This window comes from Kitasatospora sp. NPDC058032 (assembly GCF_042885845.1).
GTDB lineage: Bacteria > Actinomycetota > Actinomycetes > Streptomycetales > Streptomycetaceae > Kitasatospora.
On sequence record NZ_JBHVRK010000008.1, the window covers coordinates 159,400 to 176,333 of the forward strand.

Genomic DNA, 16,934 nt, shown 5'->3' on the forward strand with positions numbered 1-16,934 from the left:
GTCATGGCGGGGGGGGGGGGGGGGGGCGTCCTCGGGGCGGGGCGGGGGGGGGGGGTAGCGGCGGGGGGGGGGGGGGGGGCCGGGGGCGCCCCCCCCCCCCCCACCCCGACGCTCTGGCAGCTCAGGCGGTTCAGGCGGTGAAGTTGGGGGAGCGGCTCTCGATCGCCTTGACGAACGCGGCCCACTCGGCGTGGTCGAACGCGAGGTGGGGCCGGCCGGGGTTCTTGTCGTCGCCGAGCCAGACGTCGCCGTTGGGGAAGCGGGCGATGATCACGCAGTCGCCGTTGCCCTCGGCGGAGAACGGGGACTTCGACCACTCGGCGTCGGCCGGGTTGTGGGCGTAGGGGTCGTGCTTCTTGCTCACGTCAGCTCTTCCAGCTTGCGTTCGAGGGCGGCGATGGTGTCTTCCGGCGACAACGCGAACTGCTCGACGCGCACGAAGGTCCTCTCGGCTCGCTTGACGTCGCGTCCCGTTCTCCTGGGGAGCATACCGCCGATGGCTTCCACGAAGACGAAGCCGTCGGATTGGTCGTCAGGGAAGTGCATGAGGGTGATTCCCGAGGCCAGAACGCCTGGCCGACCGGCGCTCAGCGGCACCATGCGCAGGGTCACGTTCGGGTAGTTGGCGACCTTGATCGCGTGCCGGATCTGGCCGGCCAGCACCGTTTGGTCGCCCGCGATCAGCAGCGCGACCTCGCCGAAGTAGGCCTTGAAGTCGAGCCGTGGCTCCTCGGTCAGTCTGCGCTGGCGCAGGACGCGCACCTCGGCTCCGGCCTCGACGAGCTCGTCGTTGGGCGCATCGACGCCAGCCGCGATCATCTCGCGCGCATAGCCCTCGGTCTGGACGAGACCGGGGAACGCGGACGGGAAGAAGTTCAGTATGTGCGACGCATCGGCTTCCAACGCCAGGTATTCGGCGAAGGCCGGCGTGATCGTCTCCGCGTAGTCCAGGTCGCGCCACCACTGCTTGGGCGGGGCGTCTCCGAGCAGACTCTCCAGATCCTCACGGTCCTGGCCCGTGACACCGGCGTGATCGAGCAGCTTGGTCAGGTCGGCCGGGCTGATCTGCTGCTGGGCCCGTTCGATTCGGCTCAACCGACCGGGGCTCCAGCCCTTCAGACCGGCCGTCATGTCGACGAGGGTCCTGTTGTTCTCCAGCCGCCAGGCGCGCAGTTCGTCGCCGAGACGGATCTGCCTGATCGCCGACAGTTGCTTGCTCAAGTGGCGCCCCTCCCTTCGGGTATGGGTGTCCAGTCTCACCAGATCGGGGCCGCGCACTCAAGTCCGCTTCAAGATCAATTAATTTCTTCAAGCAATGCTGTTGCAGTTTCGATTTTGGATGCCCCACACTCAACGTGACCGAATGGACACGCTCCAGAAGGGGCCCTGCCATGTCCGCCTTGCGCAGACCCGTCCTCCGCACCTGGGAGACCTCCCTCACCGAGCACGGCACCTCGGTGCGGGTCGCCCGCCGTCACATCCGCGACCAGCTCACCGCGTGGGGGTGGACCGGGGAGCGGGTCGACGACCTCGTCCTCATCGCCTCCGAGCTGGTCACCAACGCCGTCGTCCACGCCTGCCAGGGGAGCGGCGAAGTCCGGCTCTACCTCCAGGAGTTCGACGGCGACTGCCGGCTCGAAGTCTGGGACCCGCGGCACGACCTCCCGCTCCAGGAGCGCCGGCCGCGCCGCTTCAACGAAGGCGGGCGCGGCATCGAGCTCGTCCGCCAACTCGCCCTCGACTTCGGCGTCATCGTCCGCCGCGGAACCGGCAAGCGGGTCTGGGCGCGCGTGCTGCTCGACGAGCCCGCCCCCGTCACCCTCGGTGAAACCACCTCCATGGGCTCCTGTCCGCTCATCCGACCGGCATGACGGGGGTGTGTCACGCTGGTGGGTGGGGCGTTGTCGGTGCACGACCGAGGTCGGGAGGCTCGCGATGGCCGAGATCAGGGTGAACGGGGTGTCGTTGTACTACGAGACCCGGGGCGCGGGGCCGGGGCTGGTGCTGGTGCACGGGTCCTGGACGGACGCCGACAGCTGGGCACGTGTGCTGCCGGGGCTCGCCGAGGAGACTACCGTCGTCGCCTACGACCGGCGCGGGCACAGCCGCAGCGACGACCTGCTCACCCAGGGCTCCGTGTACGAGGACGCCGCCGACCTGGCCGGTCTGATCGTCGGCCTGGGCCTCGCGCCCGCCTACGTCTGCGGCGACTCCTACGGCGGTCTGATCGCCCTCCGCCTCGCCGCCGCCCGCCCCGACCTGCTGCGCGGCGTGGCCGTCCACGAACCGCCCGCGACCGGCACCCTGCTCGCCGACCCGGAGCTGCGCCCCCTCGGCGTCGCCTTCGCCGAACGGATCTCGGCCGTCCGTGAACTCCTCGAACAGGCCGAATCAGCGGCCGGCGCCGAGCGCTACGTCGACACCATCGCCCTCGGCCCGGGGGCGTGGGAACAACTCCCCGCGCCGGTCCGCCACACCTTCATTCGCAACGCGCCCACCTACCTCGACGAACTGCGCGACCCGGACGCCCTCGACCTCGACCTCACGGCCCTCAACCGCTTCACCGAACGTGTCCTCCTCACCCAGAGCGACGACAGCGAACTGATGTACGGCGAAATCCTCGACCTGATCGACCTCTCCCTCCCCAAACCCGACCGCCACGTCTACCCCCAGGCCGGTCACGCTCCGCACCTCTCCGAACCCGAGCAATGGGTCCGCACCACCCTCCCCCACGCCCTCACCTGACCCCACCCCGGGGGCGCGAACCATCCGCCGCGCGCCCCGTGGCCCCGCCCAGCGAATCCGTCCAGTGCCGTATCAGGCAACGTTCGCCCTGCAGGAGGCCCTGCCTGTCCATGGCTTCGGCCGCTGGTGATCATCGTCTGATGAGTGCCATCGAACGCCCTTTGCCGCCCCTGAACGCCGACGAGCGCACCACGCTCGAAAGCTGGCTTGACTTCCACCGCGCCACCCTCGCCATGAAGTGCGAGGGCCTGGACGATGAGCAAGCCGTCGTCGCGTCCGTGCCACCGTCCGGCTTCACATTGACCGGCCTCGTCCAGCACATGGCGGAGGTGGAGCGGAACTGGTTCCGCCGAGTGTTCGCCGGAGAACAGGCCCTGCCCATCTACGACCCGCGGGCCGACCCTTCTGGCCCCGACGGCGGCTTCGAACTGGCCGAGGGCGCCACACTGCACGACGCTCTGGCCACCTGGCACGCGGAGATCGCCCATGCCCGCGAGCTCTGCGCCGCCTGTGCCCTGACCGACACCGGCCGTTTCATGGAGCAGGACGTCAACCTCCGCTGGATCTACGTCCACATGATCGAGGAGTACGCCCGCCACAACGGCCACGCCGACCTGCTCCGGGAGCGCATCGACGGCACCACTGGTGTATGACACCGGATCAGTTGGGGTCCGGCCTATCGTGAGGTGACGCGCCGCCGGGTTCCGTGCCGGGCGGCGCGTCGTGTCAGGGTGCTTGGGTGGCTGAACGTGTGCGCGTGCCCGAGATCGATGACGATGGGGGACAGCGGCTGCTGCGGATCGTCCGCCGAGGCACTGGGTCGGTGGTGACGTGGCGGCGGGCCCAGATGGTGCTGCTGTCAGCCCAGGGAATGCCCGTGGCGAAGATCGCCGAGGTCACGTTCACCAGCGCGGACCGGGTCCGCGACATGATCCACAACTTCAACGCCGACGGCTTCGACTCGCTCTACCCGAAATACAAGGGCGGACGGCCGAGGACGTTCACGCTGCCCGAGCGCCGGGAGACCAAGAAGATCGCCAAGTCCAAGCTGGCCGAGCACGGCCTGCCGTTCTCGACCTGGAGCCTGGCCAAGCTGGCCGACTTCCTGGTCGCCGAGGGGGTGGTCGACGACATCAGCCACGAGGGCCTTCGGGTCCTGCTCCGCGAGGAGGGCGTCTCCTTTCAACGCGTGAAGACCTGGAAGACCTCGAAGGATCCCGACTACGCAGCCAAGAAAGCCCGGGTCGAGCACCTCTACGCGATCGCCGACGGCGAGGTCATACCCGAGGAGGGCGAGCCCGAAGTCATCTTCTGTCTGGACGAGTTCGGCCCCTCAACCTCCAGCCACACCCTGGCCAGCAGTGGGCCGAGCGCGGCGGCAAGGGCAAGGATCCCGACCGCGAGCCGCGGCCGAGGCGGCGGGCTACCTGAACCCGCCCGCACGGGGTGAGGCACCTGTTCGCCGCCTGTGACCTCGCCAAGGACAAGCTCTACGGCCACATCAAGAAGACCAAGAACCGGTCGAAGTTCCGGGAGTTCTGCCGGTACCTACGCAGCCTGTACCCGGCCGACGTGCGGATCGCGATCATCCGCGACAACTACTCCCCGCACCTGACCGCCAAGCGCCGCCGCCGGGTGGCGAAGTGGGCCGGGGCGAACAACGTGGAGATCGCCTAAACCCCCACCAACTCCTCATGGCTGAACCGGATTGAGGCCCAGTTCACCGCCTTGCGCTACTTCGCTCTCGACGGCACCGACCACGCCAGCCACTGGGAGCAGGGCAGCATGATCCGCCGCTACGTCATCTGGCGGAACAAGCACGCCACCGACGAACGCCTACGCAAGATCGTCAACAGGGCGAACGTTGCCTGATGCGGCATTAGAGATCACCTCAATTGGATGGGGGTCTTTCGTGGTGGTGCCATAGGTGCCTACCCGCCCGCAGAGTGGCGCGTCCGACCCAGCCCATGTCCGTGCCCGGGCGCGGCGTCGGCGCAGGGTCCGGTCGCGAAAGCCGAGCTTGGTGGGTTCCGAGGCTGCCTGAGCAGAAGGCTTCACGCCGCCGCTGACTCTGCGGGCCTGCCGTTGGCGTCCTGCTGGGCTGCGGCCGCCGCGTCCAGCAGGATGCGCGGCCGGCAACGGCGGTGAACGGCCGGTCTGTGCAGCCCCCGTCCGCCGAGATTGTCGTCAGTTACTGCTGCCAGATATCACAGAGGCCCCACTGATGAAGATTCAGCGGAGCCTCTGGAATGGGCGATTCGCTAGATTGGCAGGCGTCGTAATTCCATTTCCCTCAATTCAGTCGGGCCCGTCGGCAGGCCGACGGGCCCGGGTCGAGATTGAGGTCAATCTTCAATTGTTGGTTGGCAGGGGGAGAGGAAAGGATCAAGGTGATCCCGTATCATACCCCTCGCCATGACGCGAACTCGAAACGCCCCCGGCCCTGGCGGCTCGGTAAAGTCGTCTGAGCGCTCATAAAGAAGGCCCCACGCGCCAGGGAATCGGCTCGAAACATGACCCAAAAGGGCGTCCAACTCCTGCGCCTCGTCTCTGCGGCGATTTACGAGGCCGTTAACGGTCAAAAAGTACTGACCGTTGTGTGGAGCTAGCTGAATACTGCCTGTTGCCCAATGAATCGCGGAGATTCGATCTCGCAGATCTGACAGGCCCTCCAGAAGGGAGCCCGCATCGGCCTCCTCGGTCGACTCGGCGATGCCAAACCATCCGTGAAATTCATACACACCCATCACCCCAGAGGCTCGGTGTCAATTACGGGTTGAACACCGTAGCGCTGCGCGTACTCCTGCAGCTTGGAGATGACGCCGACATCCGGCGGACCTTCGAAATGGAAGTAAGGAGTCCGGCCAGACCGCATCGCCGCCTCGAAGGTTGCCTTCGCCTGGTTTCGAAACGAGCTGCCCATGCGGAATCCTGCTGGCTTTGATTGCGCAACGTATAGGTCACTGATCGCGTCGAACTCCCTCCCTGCCGGGTCATTCTCGAACCGGACTCGCGATCTGCCGCCGATCCTCTGCGCAAGAGCATCAGCGGCGGCATCCGGCTTGGCTACGTCAATCAGTGCGCCGAGCCCACCGTTGCACTCCTCGTTGTGCACGAGCACGGGCGTGGCCCCGGCCAGTACATAGTACGTGTGGAGGTCGGCGACCGTCAGGTCGTTGGCCGTCCGCGGTTGGGTGGTGTAGGTGCGGGTTCCGAGAACGAGTGCTGTGCTCTGGTCGGCCGTGGTGAGGATATGGCCGGCTTCAAGTGATGCTGCTTCGGTCCAGCGCTGGGTCGTCTTGTCCCAGTAGGGGTGGGTGGACGTAGAGACGATGGTCGTTGTGGTCGTGGGCTCGCCGGTGTCAGTCGGAAGGGCCAAGGTGACTTCGGTGAAATTGGAATCATCTGGTGTGACAATCGTGGCCGTGACTGGCTTGGATGTTGTCTCACCGGTTTGCGGGTCGGTGGTGGCGACGGAGTCGCCGGGCTTTATGTCGCCGATCGCCTTGGTGTCTCCGTCGGACAGTAGCACCTTGGTGTCAGGAGGGAAGCTGTGGGTGCAAGGAATCGGCAAGCTCCGATTCATGTCGCCGAGGAGACCTCTTTTCGCAACGAAGAGCCATCTGGTCTCGGATACATAACTGGCAACAGTCCCTACGGCCTCTAGGCAGCTCTGTGCATCCTTCTTGGACCCGCAATCTTCGATGGATTGCCAGCCGCTGACCTCCTTGGCACCCTTCTTTGCCCTCGAAAGGAATTGGTCGAAAGTCTCCTCTGAAAGTCCGACATTTTTAAGCTTCTGTCGGCGAATCCATTGATGAGTCACGCTCTGGGTGTCGTCTTTAATTGTTTGATAGAACCGCTGTTGGGTATTGGAATCTACATATCCTCCTGTTTCCTCCTTATTGCTCATGGTGATAGTGCCGCCGGACCCGCTGCAGTCGTACAGCACGCCGCACTCGGGTGTCTGGAGGCCGCTGGGGTCGCTGCGGTTGACCGGGTCGTTCTCGCTGTAGGCGTAGCCGTTCCACTGCTGTGGGTTCGTCGGATCGAGAATCGGATCCGGGCTCATGAAGCGGCCGGTGGAGGGGTCGTACTCGCGGGCACCGAGGGTGGTGAGGCCGGTGGCCTCGTCCTTGGCGCCGCCGACGAAGCTCTTGCTGCCGGCCCAGTCGGAGGTCGCGGGCTGGTAGCCGCGGGGGTTGCCGAAGGGGTCGGAGAGTCGGCGGGTGAAGGGCTGGCCGTCGGTGGTGTTGATCTGCAGGTTGCTGGTGCCGTGCGGGTCGGACGCCTGGATCAGGACGGTGCCGCCGCCGATGGGGGCGGTGACCCGCAGGTAGGTCAGGCCTCCGGCCGAGGCGACGCTGCGGACGTTGCTCATCGAGCCCGTGGCGGTGTCGAGCGTGAGCTCGTCCGTGGGCAGGTTGAGCGTGGTCCGGCCGGGGTCGCGGCGGATGAGCTGGTTGCCGTCGGCGTCGTAGAGGTAGGTGGTCGGGTCGGCACCGGCGACCACGGTGAAGGTGTCGACCTTGCCCTCGCCGTTCCAGGCCAGGCTGCTGGTGCCACTGGTGTCGGTGAGCGCGGTGGTGTTGCCCGTGGCGTCGTACTGGTAGGTGACGACCCGGGTACCGCCAGGGCCAGTGGCGGATGTGGCCAGGAGGGCGTGCGGCCCGCCTGTTCCGCCGCCGGTGTCGGGTGCGGTGGTGGGGGAGTTGTGGCTGCCGGCGGCTCCGAAGGTCTGGGTGGTGGTGAGGTCGTTAAAGCTGTTGCCGCTGATGTCGTGCTGGACGAGGCTCGTCCGGTTGCCGCTGGCGTCGTAGCTGTAGGTGTTCCAGTACGGGGAGGGTCCGCCGATGGTGCGGCCGCCAGGACTGACCTGGGCCGGGCCGTTGGCGTTGTTGCATCCGCCGACGCCGGGCACGGTGGTGGAGCTACCGGTTCCCTGGACGTTGCCAGCGGTGTCGGTCCAGTCGGCCGTGGTGTACACGCCCTGGGTGTCGGTCCAGGCGTTGGTCAGCCGACCCAGGTGGTCGTAGGTGAAGCACTGGGTGTCGGTGTCCGCGGCGTCCTGGAGCGTGTTGATGGACGTGATCCGGCCGGACGGGGCATAGGTGTAGCTCGTCTGGTCGGTGACGACGGAGCCGGTCTGACGGTAGACGAAGGAGTTGATGGCCCGTCCGGTGGCCCAGTCGTACTGCTGGAGCGAGACCACCTGCGACCCGTAGGTGCCCACGGTTGTTTCGAGAGGACGCGCCAGGGCGTCGTACGTGACCTGGGCGACGACCGCCTGCTGCAGGCTCGCCACCGAAGTCAGCAGACCCGTGATCGTGTGGCCGTAGTACACGGTTTCGGCGGGCAGACCGCCGGCGGCCGGGATGTCGACACTGGCCAGGGCGCCGTTGACGCTGCTGTAGGTGTTGGTGGTGGTGTAGGTGCCGGCGAGCGGTCCCTCGGCCCCGGGAATGGTGACGGAGGTTCCCAGCGGCCGGTAGTCGGTGTCGTAGCCGGTTACCGTCTTGGTGTAGGCGGCGCCGTTGGCTCCGCCGACGTATCGGGTCGAGGAGGTGGGGAGACCCTTGGCGAGGGTGTCGTAGCTCCAGGACGCCAGCTGGTTCGCGGGTGCGACGCTGCCGTTGTAGCTTCCCGTCTTCCGGCCGAGCAGGTCGTACGAGTAGGCGAGCGTCTGGCCCTTGGCGTCGACCGTGTGGTCGATCTGGGAGTTCGCGTTGTACGCGGTCCGGGTGGTGCCGGTGTCGGGGTCGATCGCCGAAACCTGGCGCCCCATCAGGTCATAGGCATAGCTCCATGTATTGCCACTGCTGTCGGTGCGCCCGGCGGGCCGGCCGTCGGCCGTGTACGTGAAGGTGGTGATGTCGGCATCGGCCGGGTTCCCGGTGGCCGTGGCGGTTCGGTACTGCCACGCGGCCGTGGTCCGGCCGCGGGCGTCGGTCACGACCGAGGACGGCGTGCCGCCCTCGGGAGGCGTGACGTCCGTCCGGTCGGCGCCCGGGTATGCGGCTCTACTGGCCCACTGGAGGTTGCCGTACGAGCGGAACTCCGAGCGCACCACGTGTCCGCCGCCGTCGTACGTTTTCCAGGTCTGGCCCGGAACCTGGCCGTCGGCGGCCGGCTCGAAGATGTACTCGGTGGGGAACGAGGTCTTCTCGTAGTAGGGGTTCGACGTCTTGATCACCCAGCCGTGGGTGTCGTAGACGGTGTCCGTGATCAGACGCCCCGTCGGGTACGCCGCGCTCATGCTCTGCGTCTGCCGGGTGCGGCCGAACCCGTCGAAGATCTCGACGACCGTCAGGTACGTAGCGGCGTCGTCGTTGATCGACTTGCTCGTGATGGCGGACGGGCGTGACCCGCCGTTGACCGCGTAGCTGAAGGTCCGGCTCGGCAGGGCGTCCGTCGGTCGGTCCGGTGCCCAGACGGCCGTGAGGCGGCCGAAGGCGTCGTACTGCGCCGTGGTGACGCGGTCGTTGACGTCCTTGCTGGTGAGCGGCAGGCCGCGGGCCGGGTCCTGGGTGACGGTGGTGGTCCAGCCGGCACCCATCGGGCCGGTCGACCGCAGCTCGGTGGGCAGGGCCCCCGTTGCGGGCGTGAAGGCCGATGTCGTGACGGCAGGGGTGACCGTCGGTCCGCTCAGCTGGCTGCCGTCGAACCGGTACGTGGACCCGTCGGTCGTCGCCGTGGACACGCTCCGGCCGTAGGCGTCGAAGGACGCACTGGTGGTGTGGACGTAGACCGGCTTCCCGGCCTGGTCGAAGTGGTCGAGGGCCTGGGTGCTGGTCGGATCGCCGGTGGTGCCCGCGGACTTGAACGGCTTGCCGTCGTAGAGGGTACGGGTGCCGCTGATCGCGGTGGACGCCGTCACCTCGGTGTCGCAGTTGCCCCGGACCGTGGTCTTCTCGTAGGAGAGGGTGCGGAGACCGGGGTTGGTGCTGACGGCGTAGCCGATGCGGGTGCAGGTCTCAGGGGTGGCGGCGGTACCGTCACCCCTGTCGTTGACGGAGACGACCCGGTTTCCGTTCGCCGGATCCGAGACCGTGACGGCGCTGGCCGTACGCCAGCTTCCGTCGGCGAGCTTGGCCTTGGAGAGCGCCGTGACCTTGGAGTCCGGCGAGTAGGCGTAGATCGCCGGTGCGCCGGCGCTCTGGACGTGGGTGGCCGTAGGTGTCTTGCCGTCGTACAGGCTCCCGGCGATCGACCGGACCGCCCCGCCCTCCTGCTCGAAGACCTCGGTGGCCACGACGCGACCGCTGAGCCAGTTCTCGTCGGTCACGGTGCCACCGAGGGGGCTGGCGACCTGGACGCTGCGCTTGTTGATTCCGTTGGCGAGGAAGTCGCCGTGCATGCCGCGCAGGTAGGTGACCGTCTGCTGGGTCCGGGGCGCCTCGCTGGAGGAGCCGCTGCCGACCCGGCTGGTCACCGACTGGTAGCCGCGGAACTGGTCCCAGGTCCGGGTCTTCGGGTCGGTGAACTCGGCATCGTTGCGGTGCCAGGCGGCTCCGCCGTTGTAGGTGTACTCGGTGCTCTTGCCGATGGCGGGGGTGCTGACCAGGTCCTGCTCGCTGACGACCTTGACGATCGGCTTGTTGAACCAGTCGTTGACCAGGACCGGCTTTCCGTCAGCTCCGACCGCGCCGGGCAGGTACCACTTCACGGGCATGCAGGCCATCGAGTTGGTGTCCTCGGAGGCGGGCATGTGGTGGTTGACCCGCGAGCACTCGGCGTCGCTGTAGACGACGTTGATCCGGCCGCCGGCCTCGGTCTCGACGCTCTTGAGGCGCGGTCGCATGAACATGTGCTCCGGCGGGTCCAGGCCGTCGACCCGGTTGGCCATCATCGTGTAGCCGAAGTTGACGGGCTGGAGAGCCGTGGACGCCTGGCCGTTGGAGGCGGTCCGCAGGACGGAGTCCAACCGGAGGGTGCGCTTGGTCGCGTCCCCCGGATCGGGCTGCGACTGGGTCAGGGCCCAGCTGTCCACCTCGCGGTAGGACCCGCCGACGAGGACCTCGGTAGCGATCGTGGTCAGGCGCTTGGTGGTGAAGAAGGTCGGGGAGTAGTTGGTGCACACGCCGGAGGCGGTGCACATCTGGTCGAGCGGCACATCGGGCCACGCGTCGGCGTTCGCCGTGGTGCGTTGCTCCTCGGCGCAGGTGATGCCGCCGGAGGGCAGGCAACGCTCCGCGACCGTGAAGAGGACCTTCGCCGCGGGGTTGATGGTGCCCTTGGCCGCCCGCTGCTCGTCGAGACGCTGGCCGTAGCCGATCTCCCGGAGGTGGGCGCTCCGCTGGTAGCCGGTGAGCGAGCCCTTGCTCGGGTCCGGGCTACCGCCGCGGCTGTAGTTGTTGCCCTCGGTCGCGTACTGGTAGGTGGTGAGGTTGCCGTGGGCGTCGACGACGTAGTCGAGCTGCCAGCGCCACGCCATCTGACACCAGGAGCCGTTCCCGGTCGACGGGCTGTAGCAGGGGTCACCGCTCTTGGGCGAGTGCACCGGTGTTGTCAGGACCGAGTTGGCGGCGGGGTCGGTGCCGTCTCCGCCGGGCAGATGGTTGAGGCCGAAGTAGTACTGGGTCCCGTCCGGCGTGGTGATCCGCCAGTACTCCATGTCCCGGTAGTTGACGTCGCCGCCGCTCCGCGGTGCACCGGTGAGCTGTTCGATCTTGGAGCCGTCGTCGTCCTGCAGGTGCCAGGTACCGTTGTTGTCGTCCCGGACGATGGTGCCGGACCGGTTGCCGAGCGCCAGGGTGGCGTTCTGGCCGCCCCAGCACAGGTCACCGGAGTTGGTGATGCCGACCTTGTCGCAGCCCTGGTACGAGCGCTCGATGGAGCCGGGTTCGTAGCTCCAGCCGTCGCCGATCCAGGAGGACTGGGAGTTGGTGGCGGACGTCTTGCCGTCGACCGCGGCTGAGTTGTAGCCGAGTGCGACGGCAGGAGCCGCGCCGCCGAGGGACGGCGGCACCGACAGCGGGTAGCTGTAGGTGAAGTTCCCAGCATTGGAACCGGCGGCCCACGCTGCGGAGGGAGCGAGCGGCGTCGCCTTGAAGTTGCCGCCGATGCCGAACGGTGCGGGCACTGCGGAGATCACCACCGGGCCGCCCGACGCACCCGTCGTGCCGGCCGCCAGAGACACCGCGGCGTCGTCGGCGGGGGCCGGTACCTCGATCGATCCGCCCTGCTCGGGGGTCCGACCGGACCTTGCGGCCGCGGGCAGGGTGACATCGGCACTGACCGAGCCACGACCGTCCACGTGGGCGGACACCGGGGTCTGGGTGCGGCACTCGGGTCGCTCGGGCGTCGTCAGCGCGCAGGCGGGCAGCTCGACGAGCGTCGCGCGGTCGGACCATCCGCCGGCCTGGAGCGCATTGAGGTCCAGGGTGATGTTCGCGGCACGACCGTTGCCGGCCGTCGGAGCCTCAACGTCGGACAGGGCGATAAGGGGGCCGGTCACCCCGGCCGCCTTACCCTTGTCCGGTGCGGTCACCTGGACCTGGACCGTTCGCGCACTCTCACCCGCGCCGTTGCCGGGCGCGACCTGGACGGCGAGCCGGCCGGCCCTGGTGCCGGTCGCTCCGCCGGAGGCAGGGGACGCGCCCCCGGTGGCGGCCCGGGCGGCCTTGGCACCGGCGCTGTCGAGGCCGACCGTGACGGTCTCGGTGCCGGTCACGACGGGCGACGCGACCTGCGGCTTCCGGTCGGGCGCCTTGGCCGGGGACGTCGCCTTCGGCGGGTGGACGTCACGTCCTGCGACCGATGCCGTTCCCGGGCCCTTGGGCGCGTTGGGCGGAGTCCAGATCTTCTCCTTCGGTTCCGGGTACGTCCATGCCGCCGCCGGCGGAACGGTCACTCCTGTCAGCGTCAAGGCGACGACGGTCGCCACGACAGGCGACCGCCAACGGCCCCCTGTCGGTCTCCCAGCCCGTTTCCAGGCAGGCAAAACCCCCACTGCGTAACCCCCTTCTTCGGTGTCGACATGGCGTCATATGGGCACAGTCGACGCCATGGCCGAAGTGACGATAGGTGAGGGGTCCGACACTCGGTAGGCCGTTCGGCCACCATGCACATGATGTTTACGGAGTCTTGACCTCGATGCTGTTCGCAATCCGGACATGCCGGTGCGAATTCGAAACCCGGTTGACCAATTCGCAGGTCACGTACCATCGTTCCCACCCGAACGCGGCCCCGAGAGTGGGGCCGCAGTCCGGGAGGGGGACACAGAAGAGACATGTCCGTCACTTCGAGCACAATCGTGCGCACATTGCCTTTGCCATCCCTGCGCAGGCCTGCGGCTCGCCTGGCCGCTCTTGCGACGAGCTGCGTGCTGGGTATGAGCCTGCTCGGCGCGCCCACTGCACTCGCGCTGGACGCCGGCGCTACGCCTTCGCCCACGAACGGGCCCGTCGGTGGCGCCACGCCGGCCACGGCCGATCAGCCGGCACCGGGCCGTACGCCCGCACAGCAGGCTGTGTTCGAGGCCATCGCCAAGGCGAGGTCGACCGGTAAGTCGGTTGTCGTGGACGCCATGACGACCGAGGCGTCGAAGACCGTGGCGAACCCCAACGGCACCCTGACCACGACGGACAACGCCCAGCCGGTTCGGCTCAAGCGGGACGGCACGTGGGCGGACATCGACTCGAGTCTGCGGGCCAACGCCGATGGCAGCCTCAGCCCGGCCGTCGCCTCGACCGCGTTGAGGTTCTCCGGCGGGGGCGCGGGGCCGATGGCGACCGTGGCCACCACGGACGGCAAGGAGCTCGCCGTCGGGGCGCCGTTCGCCCTGCCCAAGCCTTCCGTGAACGGCGGCACCGCCACCTATACCGACGTCCTGCCGGGCGTGGACCTGCAGTTGACCGCGCTGGAGGTCGGCGGCTGGCGCGACGTGATCGTTGTTCGCACCCCCGAGGCTGCGGCGGATCCCGCGCTGAAGACCCTGCGCTTCCCGATCACCGCCAAGGGCCTGACCGTCACGGCGGACGACCAGGGACAGATCGATGTGAAGGACGAAACCGGCGCCTCCCGGTTCCGCTCGCCCGCGTCGCTCCAGTGGGACTCCTCCCGAACGGGCCAGGCCGTTTCAGCTCCGGCTGCCAAGCCCTTCGGCTTGTCGGCGGTTTCCCCGGCAGATGGTTCCGATCTCCCGCGGGCAGGAATGTCGTCGACTGCCGAGGGCCCGGGGGACGGTGCCAACGTCGCCGTCATGGGAACCAAGGTCACGGGTGCCGGCATCGAGTTGACTCCCGACCAGCAGGCGCTGGGTAGCGGCACCGGGCCGTGGTACCTCGATCCGTCACTCACCGCGGTCACCAGCGGGATCCAGGGGTCGGTCGAGGTCCAGGAGAACCACGAGAGTTCCGAGTACTACAACAAGAAGACCAACCTTGCCACGGGCTACTGCGGCTACCACAGTTCCGATCCGAACCAGGACTGCGGGAAGGAAGGCCGGCAGCGAGCGTACTTCCAGTTCGCGGTCAATCCCGCCATCCACACCGTCGTCAGCGGGGCCGAGTCGCCGCCGGTGCTGTTCAACTCGACCCTCAACGGACTCGTCACCGGTGCCGCCAGTCCCGGCACACCGACCGAGCTCGGCCTCTACTCGGCCCCCAAGGCGATCCACGAGCACAGCAAGTGGACGGACCAGCCGTGCCAGTACGGGAACACGAACGTCGTCATGGAGGGCTGCGAGTTCGTCGGCAGCCAGGCCGTCTCCGGCAACAGCGGACCGCTGGCCATCGACGTCACCGACATGATGAAGCGCGCCGCCTACGGCAGGTGGTCCACCTGGACCGTCGGCATCGCTCCCAAGGCGGGTGAGAAGGAGAAGCTCTACCGGCACCACCTCGACAGCAAGCCGAGCATCACCACCACCTACGACATCGCGCCGACGGTCTGGCACCCGCGCACCAGCCCGACCCCCGGCTACACCAACACCGGCGGCGCCGCCGAGTGCACCAGCGGTGGCGCCAACCCCTGGGACAACCCCGGTTGGATCGGTAGCAACCAGAACATCTACCTCTACGCCAACAGCTTCTCCCCGAGCGGTCTTCCGGTTCGCACCAACTACGAGTTGTGGGACGACAACTCCGACTTCCGCTTCATCGACGGCCGTTGGGGTGGCTCCTACAACAGCCCCGCCGAGCCGGTCTCGCCGGGATCGCTCAGCGACGGTCACCAGTACGGGTGGTACGCCCAGTCCACCGACGGCCTGCTCAGCTCCGGCACGAGTCCCTTGTGCTACTTCCGCATCGACCGCACCAATCCGCGCGTCAGCATCCGTTCCAGCGACTTCCCGCCCGCCGGTACGCCCAACCCCAACCCGGCCAAGTACATGAACGACTGGGGCGCGCTGTGGATCTACGCCGACGACCCCGCTCCGGCCTCCGGGCTCCAGTCCTCCGGCATCGCCTGCCTGCGGGTCAGCACCGACCCGACTCCCGTGGTGGGCTGGCACTGCGGTGACGGTGGCACCTACGCCCCCGGGGAGCCGTACTACTACCAGGCACGGAAGTGGGGCATCAACACGGTCTACGCCTGGGCCATGGACATCGCGGGCAACTACAGCCAGCCCGCGCTCTACAACTTCTACGTTCCGTGGCGTCCCGGCACCCAGCCTCTGTTCGGTGATGTCGACAACGACCAGAAGCCCGACATCGTCACCGTCGACACGAACGGCAACCTGCGGATCACCGGTGGCACGGCCGACCCGGTCAGCTCTCTCGTGGCGCCTCCGGCGGCCGCTCCCGGTGCCAACGACTACGGGACCACGTGGGCCGACTTCCAGCTCAGCCACCACGGAGTCCTGGGCTATGGCCTTGCCGTCGACCAGATCGTTGCCCACTACAGCAAGCAGCCGACCTCGTCCGGAACCCAGGCCCTGGCGGACGCTCTCTACTTGATCAACAACGACGGTACCGGGCGCTACGACAAGCTCGTCTCCAGCAGCCTCACTCGACCGGGCAGTTGCACCACCTACGGAACGAACGCGCCGTGCCCGGCATACAACAGCACCTGGAGCCACGTCTCCCAGGTGGTGGCCTTCGGCTCCCCGAAGGGTGAGGCGGTCGCTCCGGACCCGACCGGCAAGCACGAAAAGATCATCACCAGTTTGACCTCCATCCTCACGCTGGAGGACGGCAACCTCTACCTGTTCCAGCCCACCGGTGCCAACAACATCGCCAGTGCGATGCTCATCCCCATGGCGTCGGGCAGTTGGAACGATCTGGAACTTCTCAACCCCGGAGCCGCGAACGGCCCGACCATGGACCCCAGCACCGGCAAGCCGGCCAACCAGACCACGCTGTGGGCCCGAAACCGGTACACCGGCGACATCTCCGTGTACCCGCTCGGGTGGAACGCCAACGGGACGGTCGACTACTCCGCCCTCACCAGGCCGGACAGCGGGACCATGCTGGGCACCGGCGCCGCGCTCAAGGCCGACACCCACCCGCTCATCGGTGCCGGCGACCTCAACAACGACGGCTACGCCGACCTCTGGACCATCGACATCACCAACGCCCTCGCCATCTTCCCCGGCTCCAGCAGCACCGGTACCACCGGGCGGGTAGACGGCTTCGGCCCCTGGGCCTTCGCCGGCTACGCGGACGCCAGCGTCTCCATACATTCCGCCCAGGTCGACTGGCTCTGCGCCGACGCCCTCGGCGGCGCGCGTGAGGGCGCCGAACTCGGCGTCTTCTCCTGCTGGCAGACCCCCAACCAGAGGTTCAACTTCGCGAGCGACGGTACCGTGCGCAGCGGCAGCTTCTGCCTCTCCACCCGCGACAACGCCCTGGACAACGGGACGCGGGCCGTCCTCTCCCTCTGCACCGGCTCCGCCGGGCAGAAGTGGAGCATGCGACCTGACGGCCGCCTGTTCATCCCCGGTACCGTCAATGGCGACAGCCCTGGCGGCAAGTGCCTCGAACTGCCGGGATGGGCGACCGAGCAGGGAACGCGCCTGGGCATCTGGGACTGCCCCGGACTCCAGGACAACCAGCGCTGGACCCTCCAGCCGGAGCGTACGACCTGACCCGGCGGTGACGGACGGGAGATTGAGGCACCTCGTCCCTGGGCGGTGGGCCCTGGCTTCGGCCAGGGCCCACGGCCGTTGTGCGTTAGCCGAGTCGGGGGTGGGGGGGGGGGTGTTGGGGGTAGGCGAGATACAACAGGGGCTGTGCCCGGCGGCGGCG

Annotated in this window: 8 protein-coding genes and 1 pseudogene; 5 read left to right on the forward strand and 4 right to left on the reverse strand. The window is 67.9% G+C overall.

The features are described 5' to 3' along the window. Window positions 1–130 precede the first annotated feature (130 nt). Window positions 131–364, reverse strand: coding sequence for a DUF397 domain-containing protein (locus tag ACFVUH_RS15865; protein ID WP_355368070.1), 234 nt, complete (start codon window positions 362–364; stop codon window positions 131–133). Further along, window positions 361–1,221: a helix-turn-helix domain-containing protein gene (locus tag ACFVUH_RS15870; protein ID WP_387913704.1), complete on the reverse strand. Its 861-nt coding sequence runs from the start codon at window positions 1,219–1,221 to the stop codon at window positions 361–363. The genes ACFVUH_RS15865 and ACFVUH_RS15870 overlap by 4 nt, the downstream gene beginning before the upstream one ends. A 179-nt stretch (window positions 1,222–1,400) precedes the next feature. On the opposite strand from ACFVUH_RS15870, the gene ACFVUH_RS15875 reads away from it, so the two are divergent. The 4 genes and pseudogenes from ACFVUH_RS15875 (at window position 1,401) to ACFVUH_RS15890 (ending at window position 4,617) form a co-directional block, all read left to right on the forward strand. Continuing rightward, window positions 1,401–1,871 carry an ATP-binding protein gene (locus tag ACFVUH_RS15875; RefSeq protein WP_387913706.1) on the forward strand — a complete coding sequence of 157 codons (471 nt, stop codon included), beginning with the start codon at window positions 1,401–1,403 and terminating at the stop codon, window positions 1,869–1,871. A 64-nt stretch (window positions 1,872–1,935) separates the two neighbouring features. Beyond that, a complete protein-coding gene (locus ACFVUH_RS15880) occupies window positions 1,936–2,745 on the forward strand; it encodes an alpha/beta hydrolase (protein ID WP_355368060.1) in 810 nt (269 codons plus the stop codon). A gap of 140 nt (window positions 2,746–2,885) precedes the next feature. Next, the gene (locus tag ACFVUH_RS15885; RefSeq protein WP_387913708.1) at window positions 2,886–3,398 is read left to right on the forward strand and encodes a DinB family protein; all 513 of its coding nucleotides are present in this window, start codon (window positions 2,886–2,888) and stop codon (window positions 3,396–3,398) included. 86 nt (window positions 3,399–3,484) lie between these two features. After that, window positions 3,485–4,617: pseudogene (locus ACFVUH_RS15890) on the forward strand (IS630 family transposase). A 473-nt stretch (window positions 4,618–5,090) separates the two neighbouring features. Here ACFVUH_RS15890 and ACFVUH_RS15895 read toward each other — a convergent pair. Both ACFVUH_RS15895 and ACFVUH_RS15900 read right to left on the reverse strand, forming a co-directional pair. Continuing rightward, window positions 5,091–5,492: an Imm7 family immunity protein gene (locus ACFVUH_RS15895; RefSeq protein WP_387913710.1), complete on the reverse strand. Its 402-nt coding sequence runs from the start codon at window positions 5,490–5,492 to the stop codon at window positions 5,091–5,093. Further along, entirely contained in the window at window positions 5,492–12,418 is a 6,927-nt protein-coding gene (locus ACFVUH_RS15900) for a restriction endonuclease fold toxin (protein ID WP_387913712.1), read from the reverse strand. The genes ACFVUH_RS15895 and ACFVUH_RS15900 overlap by 1 nt, the downstream gene beginning before the upstream one ends. Before the next feature lie 855 nt (window positions 12,419–13,273). On the opposite strand from ACFVUH_RS15900, the gene ACFVUH_RS15905 reads away from it, so the two are divergent. Continuing rightward, entirely contained in the window at window positions 13,274–16,774 is a 3,501-nt protein-coding gene (locus ACFVUH_RS15905; protein WP_387913714.1) for a ricin-type beta-trefoil lectin domain protein, read from the forward strand. The last annotated feature ends 160 nt before the right edge of the window (window positions 16,775–16,934 follow it).